This window comes from Nocardia violaceofusca NBRC 14427 (genome assembly GCF_963869435.1).
Taxonomy (GTDB): Bacteria; Actinomycetota; Actinomycetes; order Mycobacteriales; family Mycobacteriaceae; genus Nocardia; species Nocardia aobensis.
Window position 1 is genome coordinate 111,494 of sequence record NZ_CAWMPM010000021.1, and the last position, 16,790, is coordinate 128,283.

Sequence of the window (16,790 nt, forward strand, 5' to 3'; positions counted from 1 at the left end):
GCCGTGAAAATGGGACTCACCCCCTCGCGTGATCAGGTCGGACCGCATGAGGCTATCAACTCGACTATCCGCCGCCAACCCATTTTCCGAGCCGCCGCTATTCACCGCGCAATCTGCGGTGAATATGCCACCTCGACGACGTCCCGCACCCCGCTCGTGAATGAGCTTGCATGATCGTGCATAATCATCACATGGCGGATACCTCGAGTGGGCCCGTGGTGCGGGTCGCGGTAGCTGGTGCGAGCGGATACGCGGGCGGTGAGGTCCTGCGTGTGCTGCTGGGGCATCCGGAGTACCGAGCCGGGCGCCTCGAGATCGGGGCGCTGACCGCGGGATCCAATGCCGGGACCAAGCTGGCGCAGTCACAGCCGCATCTGCTGCCGCTGGCCGATCGGGTGCTCGAAGCGACCACGGTGGAGGTGCTGGCCGGGCACGACGTGGTGTTCCTCGGGCTGCCGCACGGCCAGTCGGCTGCCATCGCGCAGCAGCTGCCGGAGTCCACGGTGATCATCGACTGCGGCGCCGACTTCCGGCTCACCGATCCGGAGGACTGGGAGACCTACTACGGATCCCCGCATGCCGGCAGCTGGCCCTACGGTCTGCCCGAGCTGCCCGGCGCCCGCGAACAGCTGCGCGGGGCCACCCGCATCGCGGTCCCGGGCTGCTATCCGACGGTGTCGAGTCTGGCCCTGGCCCCGGCGGTCGGGGCGGGCATCGTCGAACCGGAGGTGACCGTGGTCGCGGTGAGCGGCACCTCGGGCGCCGGCCGCAAACTCGATGTGGGTTTGCTGGGTTCGGAGGTGATGGGTTCGGTCCGCGCCTACAACATCGCCGGCGCACACCGGCACACGCCGGAGATCGCGCAGAACCTGAAGGCCGCGGCCGCGGCCACGGGCGTCGAGATCGGCGATGTCACAGTCTCTTTCACGCCGGTGCTGGCCCCGATGCCGCGTGGCATCCTGGCCACCTGCACCGCACGCCTGCGCCCCGACGCCGCGGGTGCGGTGGCCGACCTGGCCGCCGCCCGCGCGGTGTACGACAAGGCATACGGCGACGAACCGTTCATTCACCTGCTGCCCGAAGGCGTACTGCCGCAGACGGGTTCGGTGGTCGGCTCCAACGCCATCACCCTGCAGGTCGCCGTCGACACCGCCGCGCGCACGCTGGTGGTGATCGGCGCGATCGACAATCTGACCAAGGGCACCGCGGGCGCCGCGGTGCAATCGATGAATCTCGCTCTCGGTCTCGACGAGACCGCCGGACTTTCCACCGTAGGAGTGGCACCGTGACCGACACCGATATCGCCGGCGGCAAACTGGTCCGCACCCAGGGTGTGACCGCACCGCTCGGATACCGGGCCGCCGGCATCGCAGCAGGCATCAAAGCCAACGGGAAGCTCGATCTGGCACTGGTTTTCAACGAGGGGCCCGATTATGCAGCCGCGGGCGTGTTCACCCGCAACAAGGTGAAGGCCGCGCCGGTGCTCTGGTCGCAGCAGGTGCTCACCAGCGGGCGTCTGCGCGCGGTGATCCTGAACTCCGGTGGCGCCAACGCCTGCACCGGCCCGGGCGGATTCCAGGACACCCATGCCACCGCCGAGGAACTGGCGAAAGCGTTGAGCAACTGGGGAACCGAGACCGGGGCGGGCGAAATCGCGGTCTGCTCGACCGGTTTGATCGGTGACCGGCTGCCGATGGACAAACTGCTGCCCGGTGTGACCGAGATCGTGCACGAGATGGCGGGCGGCCTGTCCGGCGGCACCGACGCCGCGCACGCCATCATGACCACCGACACCGTGCCCAAACAGGCCGCGTTCCACCACGCCGACAAATGGAACGTCGGCGCGATGGCCAAGGGAGCGGGCATGCTCGCCCCGTCCCTGGCGACCATGCTCGTGGTGGTTACCACCGACGCCGCCGCCACCCCGCAGCAGCTGGATACGGCGCTGCGCAATGCGACCCGGCTGACCTTCGACCGGCTCGACGTCGACGGCTCCTGCTCGACCAACGACACCGTGTTGCTGCTGGCCAACGGCGCCAGCGGCGTCACTCCGAGCCAGGACGAACTCGACGCCGCGGTGCTGGCGGTCTGCGACGACCTCGCCGCACAGCTGATGGCCGACGCCGAAGGCGTCACCAAGCGCGTCGAGATCACCGTCACCGGGGCGGTGAGCGAGGACGAGGCGCTGATCGCCGCCCGCGCGGTCGCCCGCGACTCGCTGGTGAAGACGGCGTTCTTCGGTTCCGACCCGAACTGGGGCCGGGTGCTGGCCGCGGTGGGCATCGCGCCCATCGAATTGGATCCCGATCGGGTCACCGTGTCGTTCAACGGAAATCCGGTGTGCGTCAACGGAACCGGAGCTCCCGGCGCCCGAGAGGTGGATCTGTCCGGTCCCGATATCGCGGTGCTGGTGGAACTGGGCCTCGGCGAGGGCACCGCCACCGTGCGCACCACCGACCTCTCGCACGGCTATGTCGAAGAGAATTCGGCCTACAGCTCATGACCACCGAAGCGACACCGGAGATTCCGGTGACCACTCAGGATCTGTCGGCACTGGACAAGGCGCACGTGCTGGCGGGTGCGCTGCCGTGGCTGCAGAAGTTCCGCGACAAGATCGTGGTCGTCAAATACGGCGGCAACGCCATGATCGACGACACCCTCAAACACGCCTTCGCCGCCGATATGGCGTTCCTGCGCACCGTCGGCGTGCATCCCGTGGTGGTGCACGGGGGAGGCCCGCAGATCAGCGCCATGCTGAAGAAGCTCGGGTTGCAGGGCGAATTCCGCGGCGGCTTCCGCGTCACCACCCCCGAGGTGATGGATGTGGTGCGGATGGTGCTGTTCGGTCAGGTCGGCCGCGAACTGGTCGGGCTGATCAACGCGCACGGCCCGTACGCGGTCGGCATCTCCGGTGAGGACGCGCGGCTGTTCACCGCCACCCGCCGCACCGTCACCGTCGACGGCGAGCAGACCGATATCGGCCTGGTCGGCGACGTCACCGCCGTCAATCCGGACGCGGTGCTGGATCTCGTTCGCGCCGGGCGCATTCCGGTGGTGTCGACCATCGCGCCCGATGCCGACGGCGTGGTACACAACATCAACGCCGATACCGCCGCCGCGGCGCTGGCGCAGGGCATCGGCGCGGAGAAACTGGTGGTGCTCACCGATGTCGAAGGCCTGTACACGAATTGGCCCGACCGCTCGTCGCTGACCACCCATATCGATACCGACGCCTTGGCCGCACTGCTGCCGAGCCTGGACGCGGGCATGGTGCCGAAAATGGAGGCATGCCTGCGCGCTGTCGAGGCCGGCGTCCCGACCGCGCACGTGATCGACGGCCGGGTGCCGCATGCGGTACTGCTGGAACTGTTCACCGGGGAAGGTATCGGAACGATGGTGACCCCTCCCGAGACGGCAGGAACGACAAACTCATGAGCGACAACGTCACGAGTACGGAGCAGTTGCAGCAGCGGTGGTCGTCCGCGCTGATGAACAACTACGGCACCCCGAAGGTGGCGCTGGTGCGCGGCTCGGGCGCGGTCGTGTACGACGCCGAGGGCAACCGTTACGTCGACTTCCTCGGCGGTATCGCGGTCAACAGCCTGGGCCACGCCCATCCGGCGATTCTGGAGGCTGTTACCCAGCAGCTCGGCACCCTCGGCCACGTCTCGAATCTCTATGTCAGCGAACCGGTTCTGGAGCTGGCCGAGAAGCTGCTCGCACATTTCGGTGACGGACACGGCCCGATCGGTCAGGGCCCGGAGGAGGCAGCCGGCGTAACCACGGAGGGCCCCCGATCGGGCCGCATCGGACACGGCCGGGCGTTCTTCTGCAATTCGGGTACCGAGGCCAACGAGGCGGCGTTCAAGATCGCACGCCTCACCGGACGGCACAAGATCGTCGCCTGCGACGAGGCCTTCCACGGCCGCACCATGGGCGCGCTCGCGCTGACCGGACAGCCGTCGAAGCGGGCGCCGTTCGAGCCGATGCCCCCCGGTGTCGTGCACGTGCCCTACGGCGACGCCGCGGCGCTGGCCGCCGCGGTGGATTCCGATACCGCCGCAGTCTTCCTCGAGCCGATCATGGGGGAGAGCGGCGTGGTGGTGCCGCCGCTGGACTATCTGGCCGAGGCCCGCCGGATCACCTCCGAGCACGGTGCGCTGCTGATCCTCGACGAGGTGCAGACCGGAATCTGCCGCACCGGACCGTTTTTCGCCCATCATGCCGCGGGCATCGTGCCCGATGTGATGACGCTGGCCAAGGGGCTCGGTGGCGGCCTGCCCATCGGCGCGGTGCTGGCGCAGGGCCCGGCGGCGGAGCTGCTCACTCCCGGCTTGCACGGCACCACCTTCGGCGGTAATCCGGTCAGCGCCGCGGCGGCGCTGGCGGTGCTGCGGACCATCGACGAGCAGGGACTGGCGGCCCATGTCGAATCGGTCGGCAAGACGCTGATCGACGGCATCGAGGACCTCGGCCATCCGCTGATCGACCACGTGCGCGGCGCGGGGCTGCTCATCGGAATCCAACTGACCCAGGACGTTTCGGCGAAAGTCGAGGCGGCCGCGCGCGCCGCCGGCTATCTGATCAACCCGCCGAAGCCGAATGTGATCCGGTTGGCCCCGCCGCTGATCCTGACCGAGGCACAGGCGGAGGGTTTCCTCGCCGATCTGCCCGGCATCCTCGACGCGGCTTCCCAGGAGAGTGAGTGACCATGGTGCGGCATTTCCTGCGTGACGACGACGTCACGCCCGCCGAACAGGCCGAAATCCTCGCGCTGGCAGCGGAATTGAAGGTGGCGCCGATCTCCCGGCGGCCGCTGGAGGGGCCGCGCGGCGTGGGTGTGATCTTCGAGAAGAACTCCACCCGCACCCGATTCTCCTTCGAGATGGGCATCGCGCAACTGGGCGGGCACGCGGTGGTCGTCGACGGTCGCGACACCCAGCTGGGCCGTGAGGAAACCCTCGCCGATACGGGCCGGGTGCTCTCGCGCTATGTCGACGCCGTCGTCTGGCGGACCTTCGAACAACATCGGCTCGACGAGATGGCCTCGGCGGCAACGGTTCCGGTGGTGAACGCGCTGTCCAACGAATTCCATCCCTGCCAGGTGCTGGCCGATCTGCTGACCTTGCGGGAGCAAAAAGGCGAGCTCGCCGGTCGCAAACTCACCTACTTCGGCGACGGTGCGAACAATATGGCGCATTCGCTACTGCTGGGCGGCGTCACCGCCGGGCTGGACGTCACCATCGCCGCGCCCGAGGGTTTCCGGCCCTACGACTGGGTGCTCGAGGCCGCCCGCAAACGGGCCGCCGAAACCGGCGCCACGATCACCCTGACCGACGATCCGGTCGCGGCGGCCACCGGCGCCGACGCCCTGGTCACCGATACCTGGACCTCGATGGGACAGGAGAACGACGGCCTCGACCGGGTCGGCCCGTTCCGGCCGTTCCAGCTGAACGCCGAGCTGCTCAGCCACGCCGCCTCGGATGTGGTTGTACTGCACTGCCTTCCGGCGCATCGCGGCGAGGAGATCACCGACGAGGTGCTCGACGGGCCGCACAGTGTGGTGTGGGACGAGGCCGAGAATCGGCTGCACGCCCAGAAGGCGCTGCTGGTGTGGTTGCTGGAGCGACGATCGGGCGGTGCGGCGTGAGCACGGCGAGAGCGAACGGGTCGGCTGCCGGATCGGAGGGTCCGCGCACCGGCCCGGCCATCGCGCGCACCCGCGCCGGGCGCCAGCAGCGCATCGTGGAACTGTTGTCCGCCAACGCGGTTCGCAGCCAGACCGAGTTGGCGGCCCTGCTCGCCGACGAGGGTATCGAAACCACCCAGGCCACGCTGTCGCGCGATCTGGACGAGCTCGGCGCGGTGAAGCTGCGCGCGGCCGACGGTGGCGCCGGAATCTACGTCGTTCCCGAGGACGGCAGCCCCGTGCGCGGCGTCACCGGCGGTACGTCCCGGCTCTCGAAACTGCTCGGCGATCTGCTGGTCTCCACCGATCACAGCGGTAACCTCGCGGTCCTGCGCACGCCGCCGGGCGCGGCGCACTTCCTGGCGAGCGCGCTCGACCGCGCGGCCCTGCCCGAAGTGGTCGGCACCATCGCCGGCGACGACACAATCGCGGTGATCGCCCGCGAACCCATGACGGGTGCGGAACTGGCCGCGAAGATCGAACACCTGGCGTAGACGGCCGAATCGGGGATCGACCCGCCTGGTACGTGTGCGTCACGGTGTCAGCCCCACGGCCGCTCGAAGTGCCGCCCTCCCGCGTTCGGCGGCGTGGGGATCGTCGAGTAGCTGTATTTCCTGGTTGACCGCCATCGTGATGCCGATGACCGTGGTGACCAGCTCGTCGACCCGACGATGAGGCCCATTCGATTCCGCCTGGTACGCAACGATTTCGGATTTCAGCGCTGCGCGGGCGCTTTCCACATACGCGCGCAGGCGGTCGCGGAGCACCCCCGGCCGGCCGTCGAGTTCGGCCGAGGCCGCGGTGACGAAACAGCCTCCCGGAAACGGGCATTCGGCCAGATAGCCGATCCAGTTGTCGATCAGACGCGTCAGCCGTTCGGTGCCCGGCGGTAACCCGTCCAGCGGGGTGATCACCGCCGCTCGAAAGATCGTCCCGGCCTGTTCCAATGCGCTCAGCTGCAACTGTTCACGCGATCCGAAGGGCCCCACGACCCCGGCCTTGCTCATCTCCAGGCTCTCGGCGAGCGATCCGATGGTCACCCCCTCCACGCCGATCAGCGAGGCCTGGTCGACCGCGGCCGAAATGATGCGCTCTCGGGTGTGGGCGGCGTCCGCGGCGGAACGGCGAGGAGACATGAGCCCAGCATAGCGGCCGATCGTTCGCTATAGTCATTTGGCGAACGCTCGTTCGCTAAGATTGAAAGGTGTTGTCATGAGCGAACTTCTGCGGCTGGACGCGATGGCTCTGGCCCTGATCGGCCACGACGTGGTCACACTCGACGACGCGGATCTCACCGCGCCGACGCCGTGCGCGGGATGGAATGTCGCCGACCTGATCGCCCATATGAACGAGCGTCACGAGGCGGTCAACGCCTCCGTGCTCGGGACCACGCTCGACGGCGTGCACGATCCGCGCGAGGTGTTCGCGCAGATCACCGCCCGGTGGATCGCCGCGATGGAGCGTTCCGGCGAGGTGGTCGCGTTGCCGCGGTCGGGCTCGCTGCCCATCGAACACGTGCTCGGCGTCCATCTGGTGGACATGCTCACCCACCGCTGGGATCTCGCCCGGGCTTTGCGCCGTCCCTGCCCGGTGCCGGCGCGATTGCTGACCGCGGCCCTGCCCATCGCACGCTCGATCACCGCGCCCGGCAGTCCGCTCAACGGCCCGGGCGGCGCCTATCGCCCCCGGCTGGCCGAGGACCGATCCCGCCCGCCGCTGGACGCCATCGTGGCCCTCCTCGGCCGCGATCCGGACTGGCGCGGGTGAGCGTGCGGCGCTACGGCTTTCGGGCGACCGCGCCCCAGCAGTTGACCTGCTTGTCGAGCCAGGACGGGGGTTCGATGCCGGGACGCCAGCGGTTCACCGCGACCACGCCCGGATCGAGCAGTTCGAGGCCGTCGAAGAAGGCGGTGAATTCGTCGCGGGTGCGAGCCTGCGCGTAGACGGCGCTGCGGCGATACATCTCGAGCGCCCGGTCCATCCCTTCCGGGTCCAGATCGGCGGTGATGTGTGACGCGATGACGAACGAGCCGGGCGCGAGGTTGTCGAGCAGGGTCTTCAGCACGCCGGCCGGATTCTGGTCGGCGGACAGGAAATGCAGCACCGCGACCAGGCTCAACGCCACCGGACTGGCCAGATCGAGGGTCTCGCGCAATTCCGGTGCCGACAGGATCGCCTCGGGATCGGTGAGGTCGGCCCGAATGAAGGTGGTGCGGCCCTCGGGCGATCCCGCGAGCAGGGCGCGCGCGTGAGCCAGCACCACCGGGTCGTGGTCGACGTACACCACGCGGGCCTCCGGCGCCCGCTCCTGTGCCACTTGATGCAGATTGGGTTCGGTCGGGATGCCCGTGCCGATGTCGAGGAACTGTTTCACTCCGGCGTCGGCGAGGACGCCGACCGCACGATGCATGAACTGGCGGTTGTGCCGGGCCGCGATCCGGACCGTCGGAAAGCCCTCCATGACCTGCTCGAGGGCGCGGCGGTCGACTTCGTAGTTGTCCTTGCCGCCCAATGCGTAGTCGTAGATGCGGGCACTGCTGGGCGCCTCGGCATCGGAGGTCGCATTGCTGTCGGATGCGGTCATCACAGTCCTGTCGGCGCGGGATCGTGTCGTTCGGATGGTATTCGAAACCAAGCGCTCATGCACGGATTCCCGGCCGACCGGAACATGTTGGCGATCAATGGGATTGGCCGAACCGGACGCGGCAGCCCGCCGATTCCGCCGACATTCCGGACCTGCGACGTGAATCGGACGGATCAGCCGGCGACGGCCGGGGCGAGCACCTCCTCGCACCACTGCCGGAAACCGGTGGGGGAGTAGGACTCCGGTGTGCGCGGCGTGTCGTAGAGGCCGTCCTCGACCGCGGCCGACATATCCACCAGGCCCTGCGCCCAGGCCGCGCTCATCCCGTGTGCCGTCAGCGACGCCGCGTAGTCGGCCGCCGGGACCTGCTGGTAGGTGATCGAGCGACCGAGCACCTCGGACATGATGCGCGCCATCTCGTTGTGCGACAGATCTTCCGGGCCACGGATCTCCACGCTGTCCTGTCCGGTCCAGGACTCGTCGAGCAGCAGTCGTGCCGCGACGGCAGCGATATCCCGGGTGGCGCACGTGGGTGCGCGGAGATCGCCGGAGATGGTGCCGAAGAAGGTCCCCAGGTTCCGGATCGGATCGACTTGCCGGAGCATGTTGTCCATGAATCCGGGCGGGCACAGCGACCGATAATGCACCCCGCTGCTCTCGATCAGCGCGTCCATGGCGAAGATCGCCGAGATCTGGCCCGCTTTACGGCCGCCTGCGCGACCCAGGCTCGATACGGCGACGATCCGGCCGACGCTGTCGAGCGCCCCGCACAGCGGCGTCACGAATTCCAGGACGTGCCCGGGGACGCTGGACGCCGACGGATTCGGCGGCACCAGCCAGAACACGGTGTCGGCACCCTTCAGCGCGGCGGCGACAACCTCGCGATCGGAGGTCGACCCCTGCACCACGTCGACCCGCTCGCGGATGTGCGGGGGCAGGCGCGCCGGATCTCGGGCGATCACCCGGATCGGCTGGTCGCTGTCGGCGACGAGGTCGAGGATCTGGTGGCCGATACTGCCTGTAGGTGTGGTGACGACGATCATGAGCTACTCCCGAACGAGTGCGATGTAAGTAAACTACACCGTACCGTTTACTTTGACGGAAGGGAAGACCACATGGCGAGGCGTGGCGATCGACTGCGCGAACACATCCTGTGGACGGCCAAGGACGTCTTCCTCGAGGTCGGGTTCGAGCGGACGTCGATGGATGTGCTGGCCGCGCGCGCCGAAACCTCGAAGCGAACTCTGTACGCGCATTTCGAGAACAAGGACGCGCTGTTCCTCGCCGTCGTCGACTTCGTGCGGGGTCTGCATCTGAACCGGCTGGGGACTCCCGAGGACTACGGTGACGACCGCTTGGACGCGGTGACCGGATATTGCCTCGGATTCCTGTGGTCGGTGGTGTGGGTCCAGTCGGTGCGAACCTGCCGGCTGGTGATCGCCGAGGCGGAGCGGGTGCCGGCCGCCGCCGCCGACTTCTACGACGCCATTTTCGCGACCACACGGCGCAACCTCACCGGATTCGTCGCGGCGCGGTGGCAGTTGCCCGAATCCGAGGCGCCGGCCGCGGTGGACGACATCTTCTCTCGCGCAATCCATCCGCGCTTCACCGCGGTTCTGTTCGGCATCGAGGACGCGCCGGGCGAGTGGCCCGACCGGCGACCGGGTCCCGCCGATCCCGACTACGAGCGGATTCGCCGGATCGTCACCGGCGTTCTCGGCGAGTCCTGACGCGTCCGGTCCGCGAACATGTCGGTGCCCGTTCCTAGGGTGTGCGCATGGCGCTGACCTTCGAGCGGTATTGCGATGAGATCGTGGCCCAGACCGAGTTGCTGCGTGCCGCGCTCGCGCACGCCGACACCGCGGTTCCCGTACCGAGCTGCCCGGGCTGGACCGTCGGGCAGTTGGGTCGTCACCTCGGCGGCGCACAGCGGTGGGCGCGGGCGGCGGTCGCGGGGCGGGTGCGAGAACCGTTGCCGGAGGACGACTTCGCGTTCCGGGATCTGTCCGGATATCTGGACGAGGATCCCGAAGAACTGCGCGGCTGGCTTGCGGAGGGCGCCGCGGATCTGTCCGCCGAACTTCGCCGGGCCGGGCCCGGCCTCGAGCTCTGGACTCCGGTGCCGGTCGTGCCGACCACGGACTTCTACGCCCGCCGCTTCACTCACGAAACGCTGATCCACCGGGCGGACGCCACGCTCGCCCTGGGTGCCGGCTATCACGCCGCGCCGGACGTGGCCGCGGACGCCATCGACGAATGGCTGGAACTGGCCTCGCTGCCGGTCATGTTCGACTACAAACCCGAATCCCGGGAACTGCTCGGACCCGGCCGCACCCTGCACTTCCATGCCACCGACACGCCGGAGGACCTCCGTGCCGAATGGATCGTCGATCTCACCGGCGAGACCATCGGCTGGCGGCGGGCCCACGAGCGCGCCGCGGTCGCGGTTCGCGGACCCCTCACCGAACTCCTGCTGGTGATCTACCGTCGCCGGGCGGTCGAGGCCGCCGAGATCGAGATTCTGGGCGACCGGGCACTGTTCGACTTCTGGCTCGACCGGGTCAGCTTCGGATGAGTGCCCGGCTCGCACCACTCGGCACGCGAGCCCGCAACTCACGTCCTGCGGCTCAGGCCAGGGGATACTGTCCGGGCGGGTAGCTCCCGCCGAGGCCGCCGCCCGGCGTGCCCGCGCCGTCCGCGCCGATGAGGTCGGAGATGAGGGTGATCACCGATTGGCCGATCGCCAGCACATCGGATCCGATCGTGCCGAAATAACCTGCAAACGTGGAGAGCATGGGTCCGCCTTTCCCGGGGCATCCGAGGCCGTTCGCTATCAGGGTGACATATCGGTGATACCCGGTTTCGGCAATCTCATTGAGGCCCAGAGGTTTCGGGGTGAATGTCCGTAGTTGTCCGATCCGGCGGGGGCGCCGGGGTGCTCCGGCCGGTGGTATGCCCACCCCCGGTTATGAATGGGATTGCATCATCATGCATAATCATTTGTAGTTGATGTGAGCCGTCCGAGGGCGGGTAGCGGCGGCACATCGCACCGGTGACATCGCGCACCCACCTACGCATACGCACGAACCTGAGGAGCATCAGATATGGCCGATCGCGTCGTACTCGCCTATTCCGGCGGGTTGGACACCTCCGTTGCCATCAGCTGGATCGGCAAGGAGACCGGGGCCGAGGTGGTCGCCGTCGCGATCGATCTGGGCCAGGGCGGCGAGGACATGAACGTGGTGCGCCAGCGCGCACTGGACTGCGGCGCGGTCGAGGCCATCGTGGTCGACGCCCGCGACGAATTCGCCGACGAGTACTGCCTGCCGACCGTGCAGGCCAACGCCCTCTACATGGGCCGCTACCCGCTGGTGTCCGCGATCAGCCGCCCGCTGATCGTCAAGCACCTGGTCGAGGCCGCCGAATATCACGGCGCCACCACCGTCGCCCACGGCTGCACCGGTAAGGGCAACGACCAGGTCCGCTTCGAGGTCGGCATCGGCGCGCTCGCGCCCGATCTGAACGTCATCGCCCCCGTGCGCGACTACGCGTGGACCCGCGAGAAGGCCATCGCCTTCGCCGAGGAGAACGCGCTGCCGATCACGGTGAGCAAGAAGTCGCCGTTCTCGATCGACCAGAACCTGTGGGGCCGCGCGGTCGAGACCGGCTTCCTCGAGGATCTGTGGAACGCGCCGACCAAGGACGTCTACGACTACACCGTCGACCCGACCGTCAACTTCGAGGCGCCCGACGAACTGATCGTCACCTTCGACAAGGGTGTGCCGATCGCGATCGACGGCCGTCCGGTCAGCGTGCTCGAGGCCATCACCGAACTCAACAAGCGCGCGGGTCGCCAGGGCGTGGGCCGGCTGGACATGGTCGAGGACCGCCTCGTCGGCATCAAGAGCCGCGAGATCTACGAGGCCCCGGGCGCGATCGCGCTGATCACCGCGCACCAGGAACTCGAGGCCGTCACCGTCGAGCGCGAACTCGGCCGCTACAAGCGCCAGGTCGAGCAGCGCTGGGGCGAGCTGGTCTACGACGGCCTGTGGTTCTCCCCGCTCAAGCGGGCCCTGGACGCCTTCGTGCGCGACACCCAGCAGCACGTCTCCGGCGAGGTGCGGATGGTGCTGCACGGCGGCAACGTCGTCGTCAACGGCCGCCGCAGCGAGGAGTCGCTCTACGACTTCAACCTGGCCACCTACGACGAGGGCGACAGCTTCGACCAGTCGCTGGCCAAGGGCTTCGTCCAGATCCACGGCCTGTCCTCCAAGGTCGCCGCGCGCCGGGACCTGTCCAAGAAGTAGGCGTCGCCGCGGGCCCGGTCGAGCATTCGGCCGGGCCGATCCCGGAGTAGCCTGCCACCGGGCGGAACCGCACGACCGCAGGGTGCGCATCGTGTAGAAGGCGACGCAGCCCCAACGGGAGGAGATGTCCGTGCGCAGTGACGACGACAGCTGGGATATCACCGAAAGTGTCGGCGCGACCGCCCTCGGTGTGGCGGCGATGCGGGCGGCCGAAACCCGGCGCCCGGATGCGCTGTTCCGCGATCCCTACGCCGCGCGTCTGGTCGAGGCCGCCGGGTCGGGCTGGAGCCGCATCATGCGCGCTCGGATCGGGGCGGCATCGGGCGGCGCCGATCCCGCAGGGAGCGAGGGCACGGCAGACTCCGGCGACGACCGTTCCGGTGCGGACGGGCCAGGCGAAACCGGCTACAGCTCGCTGGCGGCGATGCTCATCGCTCGCACGGTCTATTTCGACGAGTACTTCGCCGCCGCCTCCGCCGCCGGTATCCGGCAGGTCGTGATTCTCGCCAGCGGACTCGATGCCCGCGCCTACCGGCTCGAATGGCCCTCCGGCACCGTGGTTTTCGAAATCGATCAGCCGAAGGTGCTGGAGTTCAAGAACTCCGTGCTCGCCGACGTGCGACCCGCCGCCGACCGGCGCGCGATCGGCGTGGATCTGCGCCAGGATTGGCCGAAGGAGTTGTGGGACAACGGTTTCGATCCCACCGCGCCGACCGCCTGGCTGGCGGAGGGGCTGCTGCGTTACCTGCCCGGCGAGGCACAGGACCGGCTGTTCGGCGATATCGCGGCGCTCAGCGCGCCCGGCAGCCGGATCGCCCTGAACATCGGGCGCGGCCGGCGCGAGGATTCGCCCGCGCTGCGCACGGCGCGGGAGCGTCGCAAGCGACTGCTCGCCGAGGCCGGGATCACGCTGAACCTCGAAGAACTCTGGTACCCGTGGGAGGGCCGCACCGACCCGCGCGAGTGGTTCACCGCGCGCGGCTGGGCCGTCACGACCGGCGATCCGGTCACCCTCCTGATCGACCACGGCCGTGCGCAGCCCGAGGCCGCTCGCGCCGAACTGGACCACCACATTCTGATGACCGCCACACGAGGAGACGAGAACCGATGAGCCAAGCCACCAACGAGGGCGCGCTGTGGGGTGGGCGTTTCGCCTCCGGCCCCGCCGCCGCCATGGCGGCGCTGAGCAAATCGACCCATTTCGACTGGGCGCTGGCGCCCCACGATATTCGCGCGTCCAAGGCCCACGCTCGGGTGCTGCACAAGGCGGGACTGCTGTCGGAGGCCGATCTGGCGGGCATGCTGGACGGGCTCGACCGGCTCGCGGCCGATGTCGCCTCCGGCGCGTTCACCCCGGCCGAATCCGATGAGGACGTGCACGGTGCGCTCGAACGCGGTCTGATCGATCGGGTCGGCCCCGAACTCGGCGGCCGGTTGCGTGCGGGGCGTTCGCGCAACGATCAGGTGGCCACCCTGTTCCGCATGTGGTTGCGTGAGGCGGTGCGCCGCATCGCCTTCGGCGTGCTCGAGGTCGTCGACGCCCTGGTCGAGCAGGCCGCGGCGCATCCGGATGCGGTGATGCCCGGCAAGACCCATCTGCAGGCGGCCCAGCCGGTGCTGCTGGCCCATCAGCTGCTCGCCCACGCGCACCCGCTGCTGCGTGACGTGGACCGGCTGCGCGATTTCGACAAGCGCGCGGCGATCTCCCCGTACGGTTCGGGCGCACTCGCGGGTTCCTCGCTGGGCCTCGACCCCGAAGCGATCGCCGCCGATCTGGATTTCGATGCCGCCGCGGCCAATTCGATCGATGCGACCTCCGCGCGCGACTTCGCCGCCGAGGCCGCCTTCGTCCTCGCGATGATCGCGGTCGATCTGTCGCGGATGGCGGAGGAGATCATCATCTGGAGCACACCGGAATTCGGCTACATCACCCTTGCCGATGCCTGGTCGACCGGGTCGTCGATCATGCCGCAGAAGAAGAACCCCGACGTGTCGGAGCTGACCCGCGGTAAGGCCGGTCGCCTGATCGGCAACCTCACCGGTCTGCTGGCCACGCTCAAGGCGCAACCGCTGGCCTACAACCGGGATCTGCAGGAGGACAAGGAGCCGCTGTTCGATTCGGTGGCACAGCTGGAACTTCTGCTGCCCGCCATCGCCGGTCTGGTCTCCACCCTGACCTTTCACACCGAGCGGATGGCCGAATTGGCGCCCGCCGGATACACCCTGGCCACCGATATCGCGGAATGGCTGGTGCGCCAAGGTGTTCCGTTCCGCGTGGCGCACGAGGCGGCCGGGGCGTGCGTGCGCGCCGCCGAGGCGCGGGGCGTCGGCCTGGACGAGTTGTCCGATGCCGAGTTCGCCGCCGTGGACCCGGCTTTGACGCCGCAGGTGCGCGAGGTGCTCACGGTGCAGGGGTCCATCGCCTCCCGCAACTCCCGCGGTGGTACCGCCGGTGTCCGGGTCGCCGAACAGCTGGGCGAGGTCCGCACCACGGCCGCCGACGCCCGCACCTGGCTGGGCTGAACCAGCGGCCCGTGGGTCCGGACCGTGCGGGCCCTTCAACCCCCGCCAGATATCGTGCGCGCATGATGTTCCTCTTTCTCGGATTGGCCATCGTGACCGAGGTGTCGGCGACGGTGTCGCTGAAGCTGTCCGAGGGATTCACCAAGCTGGTGCCCTCGATCGTCGTGGTGGTCGGCTACGTGGCGGCGTTCCTCTTCCTGTCGCAGGCCCTGAAGCGGGGGATGTCGGTCGGCGTCGCCTACGGGGTGTGGTCGGCGATCGGGGTGGCGCTGGTCGCCACGATCGGCGCGCTGTTCCTCGACGAGCCGCTCTCGGCCGTGCAGATCGGCGGCATCGGGCTCCTGATCGCCGGGGTGCTGGCGCTGGAACTGGGCGGCGCGCACTGACGCGGGTAGCTCAATCCTGGACGCGCACAGCGTATTCCGCATGCTCGAGCGCGCCGAGAACATCGGCGCGATGGGCGGGGCCGCGGGTCTCGAGGGTCAGCTGCACCTCCACTTCGTCGATGGCCAGACCGGCCGGAGTGCGCGCGTGCACCACGTCGAGCACATTCGCCCCGGTGCCCGCCACGGCATCGAGTAGCCGGCTCAGACTGCCCGGGCGATCCGAAATGGTGATCCGCACGGCGAGGTAGCGCCCGCCGGTGCTGAGTCCGTGGCCGATGATGCGGGTCAGCAGGATCGGGTCCACATTGCCGCCGGAGATGATCGCGCAGACCGGTCCGCGCAGGCGCAGTTCGTCGGCCGGAAGGCTCAGCAGGGCCGCGACCGCCGCCGCGCCCGCCGGTTCCACGACGAGTTTCGCCCGTTCCAGGCACAGCAGCACGGCCGCCGAGAGCGCGTCCTCGCCCACGGTGACGATCGTCGGCTGGTGGGCGATGACATGGGCGAACGGCACCTCACCCGGCCGTCCCACGGCGATACCGTCGGCGATCGTCGACATGCGCTGCAAGGCAACGGGTTCGCCGGAACGCAGCGAATCGGGCCAGGCGGCCGCCAGCGCCGCCTGGACGCCGATCACCCGCACCTGCGGCGCGATCGGATGCAGGGCCGCGGCGATCCCCGCGAGCAGTCCGCCACCCCCGGTCGGCACCAGAACGGTGCCGACGTCCGGAAACTGTTCGAGCAATTCCGATCCGACGCTCGCCTGGCCCGCGACGATATCCGGATGGTCGAACGGATGGATCAGCGTCGCCCCGGTCCGCTCGGCGAATTCCTGGGCCGCGAGCAGCGCCTCGTCCACCGTCTCGCCCACCTGATGCACGGTGGCGCCGTAGGCGCGGGTGGCGACGAGTTTCGGCAGCGGCGCTCCGACCGGCATGAACACCGTCGAGGCGATACCCAAAGTCGTTGCGGCCCAAGCGACTCCCTGCGCATGATTGCCGGCGCTCGCGGCCACCACACCGTGGGTGCGTTCCTCCGGGGCGAGATTGGCGATGCGGAAGTACGCGCCGCGCGGTTTGAACGATCCCGTCCGCTGCAGGTTCTCGCATTTGAGCCGCACATCGGCGCCGGTGCGCTCGGACAGGACCCGCGAGGCGATGACGGGGGTGCGGCGGATGACGGGCGCCAGCATCTTCTGCGCCGCGCTGATGCGATCGAATCCGATCAGCTCCATGCGGCCATGCTGCCAGACGGTCGCCGCGAATCCGGGTAGCCGGACGCACGAGCGGCGGGTGTGAGCCGGG

General features: G+C 68.9%; 18 protein-coding genes. 13 read left to right on the plus strand and 5 right to left on the minus strand.

Translation table 11 applies throughout. The annotated features are described in order from the left end of the window. Positions 1-191: 191 nt before the first annotated feature. From argC to AC5592_RS17250, 6 genes are read left to right on the plus strand one after another with little or no spacing between them, the layout of a single operon-like run. Positions 192-1,289: an N-acetyl-gamma-glutamyl-phosphate reductase gene (gene argC / locus AC5592_RS17225; RefSeq protein WP_063064849.1), complete on the plus strand. Its 1,098-nt coding sequence runs from the start codon at positions 192-194 to the stop codon at positions 1,287-1,289. Continuing rightward, the gene (argJ, locus tag AC5592_RS17230) at positions 1,286-2,503 is read left to right on the plus strand and encodes a bifunctional glutamate N-acetyltransferase/amino-acid acetyltransferase ArgJ (RefSeq protein ID WP_036500701.1); all 1,218 of its coding nucleotides are present in this window, start codon (positions 1,286-1,288) and stop codon (positions 2,501-2,503) included. Before argC ends, argJ begins: the two co-directional genes overlap by 4 nt. Beyond that, on the plus strand, positions 2,500-3,435 hold the full coding sequence (argB, locus tag AC5592_RS17235) for an acetylglutamate kinase (protein WP_051024533.1): 936 nt from the start codon (positions 2,500-2,502) through the stop codon (positions 3,433-3,435). The genes argJ and argB overlap by 4 nt, the downstream gene beginning before the upstream one ends. Next, positions 3,432-4,709, plus strand: a complete 1,278-nt coding sequence (locus tag AC5592_RS17240; RefSeq protein ID WP_063064812.1) for an acetylornithine transaminase — start codon at positions 3,432-3,434, stop codon at positions 4,707-4,709. Before argB ends, AC5592_RS17240 begins: the two co-directional genes overlap by 4 nt. A 2-nt stretch (positions 4,710-4,711) precedes the next feature. Continuing rightward, the gene (gene argF / locus AC5592_RS17245) at positions 4,712-5,650 is read left to right on the plus strand and encodes an ornithine carbamoyltransferase (protein WP_063064813.1); all 939 of its coding nucleotides are present in this window, start codon (positions 4,712-4,714) and stop codon (positions 5,648-5,650) included. 59 nt (positions 5,651-5,709) lie between these two features. Continuing rightward, complete coding sequence (locus tag AC5592_RS17250) at positions 5,710-6,183, plus strand: arginine repressor (protein ID WP_030518235.1); 474 nt, start codon at positions 5,710-5,712, stop codon at positions 6,181-6,183. Between the two features lie 39 nt (positions 6,184-6,222). On the opposite strand, the gene AC5592_RS17255 is transcribed toward AC5592_RS17250, so the two are convergent. Further along, positions 6,223-6,825 (minus strand): TetR/AcrR family transcriptional regulator, encoded by a 603-nt coding sequence (locus AC5592_RS17255; protein ID WP_063064814.1) that lies wholly within the window; start codon positions 6,823-6,825, stop codon positions 6,223-6,225. Positions 6,826-6,901: 76 nt separating this feature from the next. On the opposite strand from AC5592_RS17255, the gene AC5592_RS17260 reads away from it, so the two are divergent. After that, positions 6,902-7,456, plus strand: coding sequence for a TIGR03086 family metal-binding protein (locus AC5592_RS17260; RefSeq protein ID WP_063064815.1), 555 nt, complete (start codon positions 6,902-6,904; stop codon positions 7,454-7,456). Positions 7,457-7,466: 10 nt separating this feature from the next. Here the strand turns inward: AC5592_RS17260 and AC5592_RS17265 are convergent, their stop codons facing one another. Then, on the minus strand, positions 7,467-8,273 hold the full coding sequence (locus tag AC5592_RS17265; protein ID WP_036500710.1) for an SAM-dependent methyltransferase: 807 nt from the start codon (positions 8,271-8,273) through the stop codon (positions 7,467-7,469). 173 nt (positions 8,274-8,446) lie between these two features. Beyond that, positions 8,447-9,316: an NmrA family NAD(P)-binding protein gene (locus tag AC5592_RS17270; RefSeq protein WP_063064816.1), complete on the minus strand. Its 870-nt coding sequence runs from the start codon at positions 9,314-9,316 to the stop codon at positions 8,447-8,449. A 72-nt stretch (positions 9,317-9,388) separates the two neighbouring features. On the opposite strand from AC5592_RS17270, the gene AC5592_RS17275 reads away from it, so the two are divergent. After that, positions 9,389-10,003 (plus strand): TetR/AcrR family transcriptional regulator, encoded by a 615-nt coding sequence (locus AC5592_RS17275; RefSeq protein ID WP_036500712.1) that lies wholly within the window; start codon positions 9,389-9,391, stop codon positions 10,001-10,003. Positions 10,004-10,050: 47 nt separating this feature from the next. Next, positions 10,051-10,848, plus strand: coding sequence for a maleylpyruvate isomerase family mycothiol-dependent enzyme (locus tag AC5592_RS17280; RefSeq protein WP_063064817.1), 798 nt, complete (start codon positions 10,051-10,053; stop codon positions 10,846-10,848). 52 nt (positions 10,849-10,900) lie between these two features. On the opposite strand, the gene AC5592_RS17285 is transcribed toward AC5592_RS17280, so the two are convergent. Next, on the minus strand, positions 10,901-11,068 hold the full coding sequence (locus AC5592_RS17285) for a hypothetical protein (RefSeq protein ID WP_157121966.1): 168 nt from the start codon (positions 11,066-11,068) through the stop codon (positions 10,901-10,903). 309 nt (positions 11,069-11,377) lie between these two features. Between AC5592_RS17285 and AC5592_RS17290 the strand changes: the two genes are divergently transcribed. From AC5592_RS17290 to AC5592_RS17305, 4 genes are all read left to right on the plus strand, one after another. Further along, entirely contained in the window at positions 11,378-12,580 is a 1,203-nt protein-coding gene (locus AC5592_RS17290) for an argininosuccinate synthase (protein ID WP_030518242.1), read from the plus strand. A gap of 124 nt (positions 12,581-12,704) precedes the next feature. Continuing rightward, positions 12,705-13,691 carry a class I SAM-dependent methyltransferase gene (locus tag AC5592_RS17295; protein ID WP_063064818.1) on the plus strand — a complete coding sequence of 329 codons (987 nt, stop codon included), beginning with the start codon at positions 12,705-12,707 and terminating at the stop codon, positions 13,689-13,691. Next, positions 13,688-15,103 carry an argininosuccinate lyase gene (gene argH, locus AC5592_RS17300; protein WP_063064819.1) on the plus strand — a complete coding sequence of 472 codons (1,416 nt, stop codon included), beginning with the start codon at positions 13,688-13,690 and terminating at the stop codon, positions 15,101-15,103. The genes AC5592_RS17295 and argH overlap by 4 nt, the downstream gene beginning before the upstream one ends. A 62-nt stretch (positions 15,104-15,165) precedes the next feature. Further along, the gene (locus tag AC5592_RS17305; protein ID WP_036500715.1) at positions 15,166-15,489 is read left to right on the plus strand and encodes a DMT family transporter; all 324 of its coding nucleotides are present in this window, start codon (positions 15,166-15,168) and stop codon (positions 15,487-15,489) included. A gap of 10 nt (positions 15,490-15,499) precedes the next feature. Here AC5592_RS17305 and ilvA read toward each other — a convergent pair whose 3' ends face one another. Then, positions 15,500-16,720, minus strand: a complete 1,221-nt coding sequence (gene ilvA, locus AC5592_RS17310) for a threonine ammonia-lyase (RefSeq protein ID WP_063064820.1) — start codon at positions 16,718-16,720, stop codon at positions 15,500-15,502. Between the last annotated feature and the right edge of the window lie 70 nt (positions 16,721-16,790).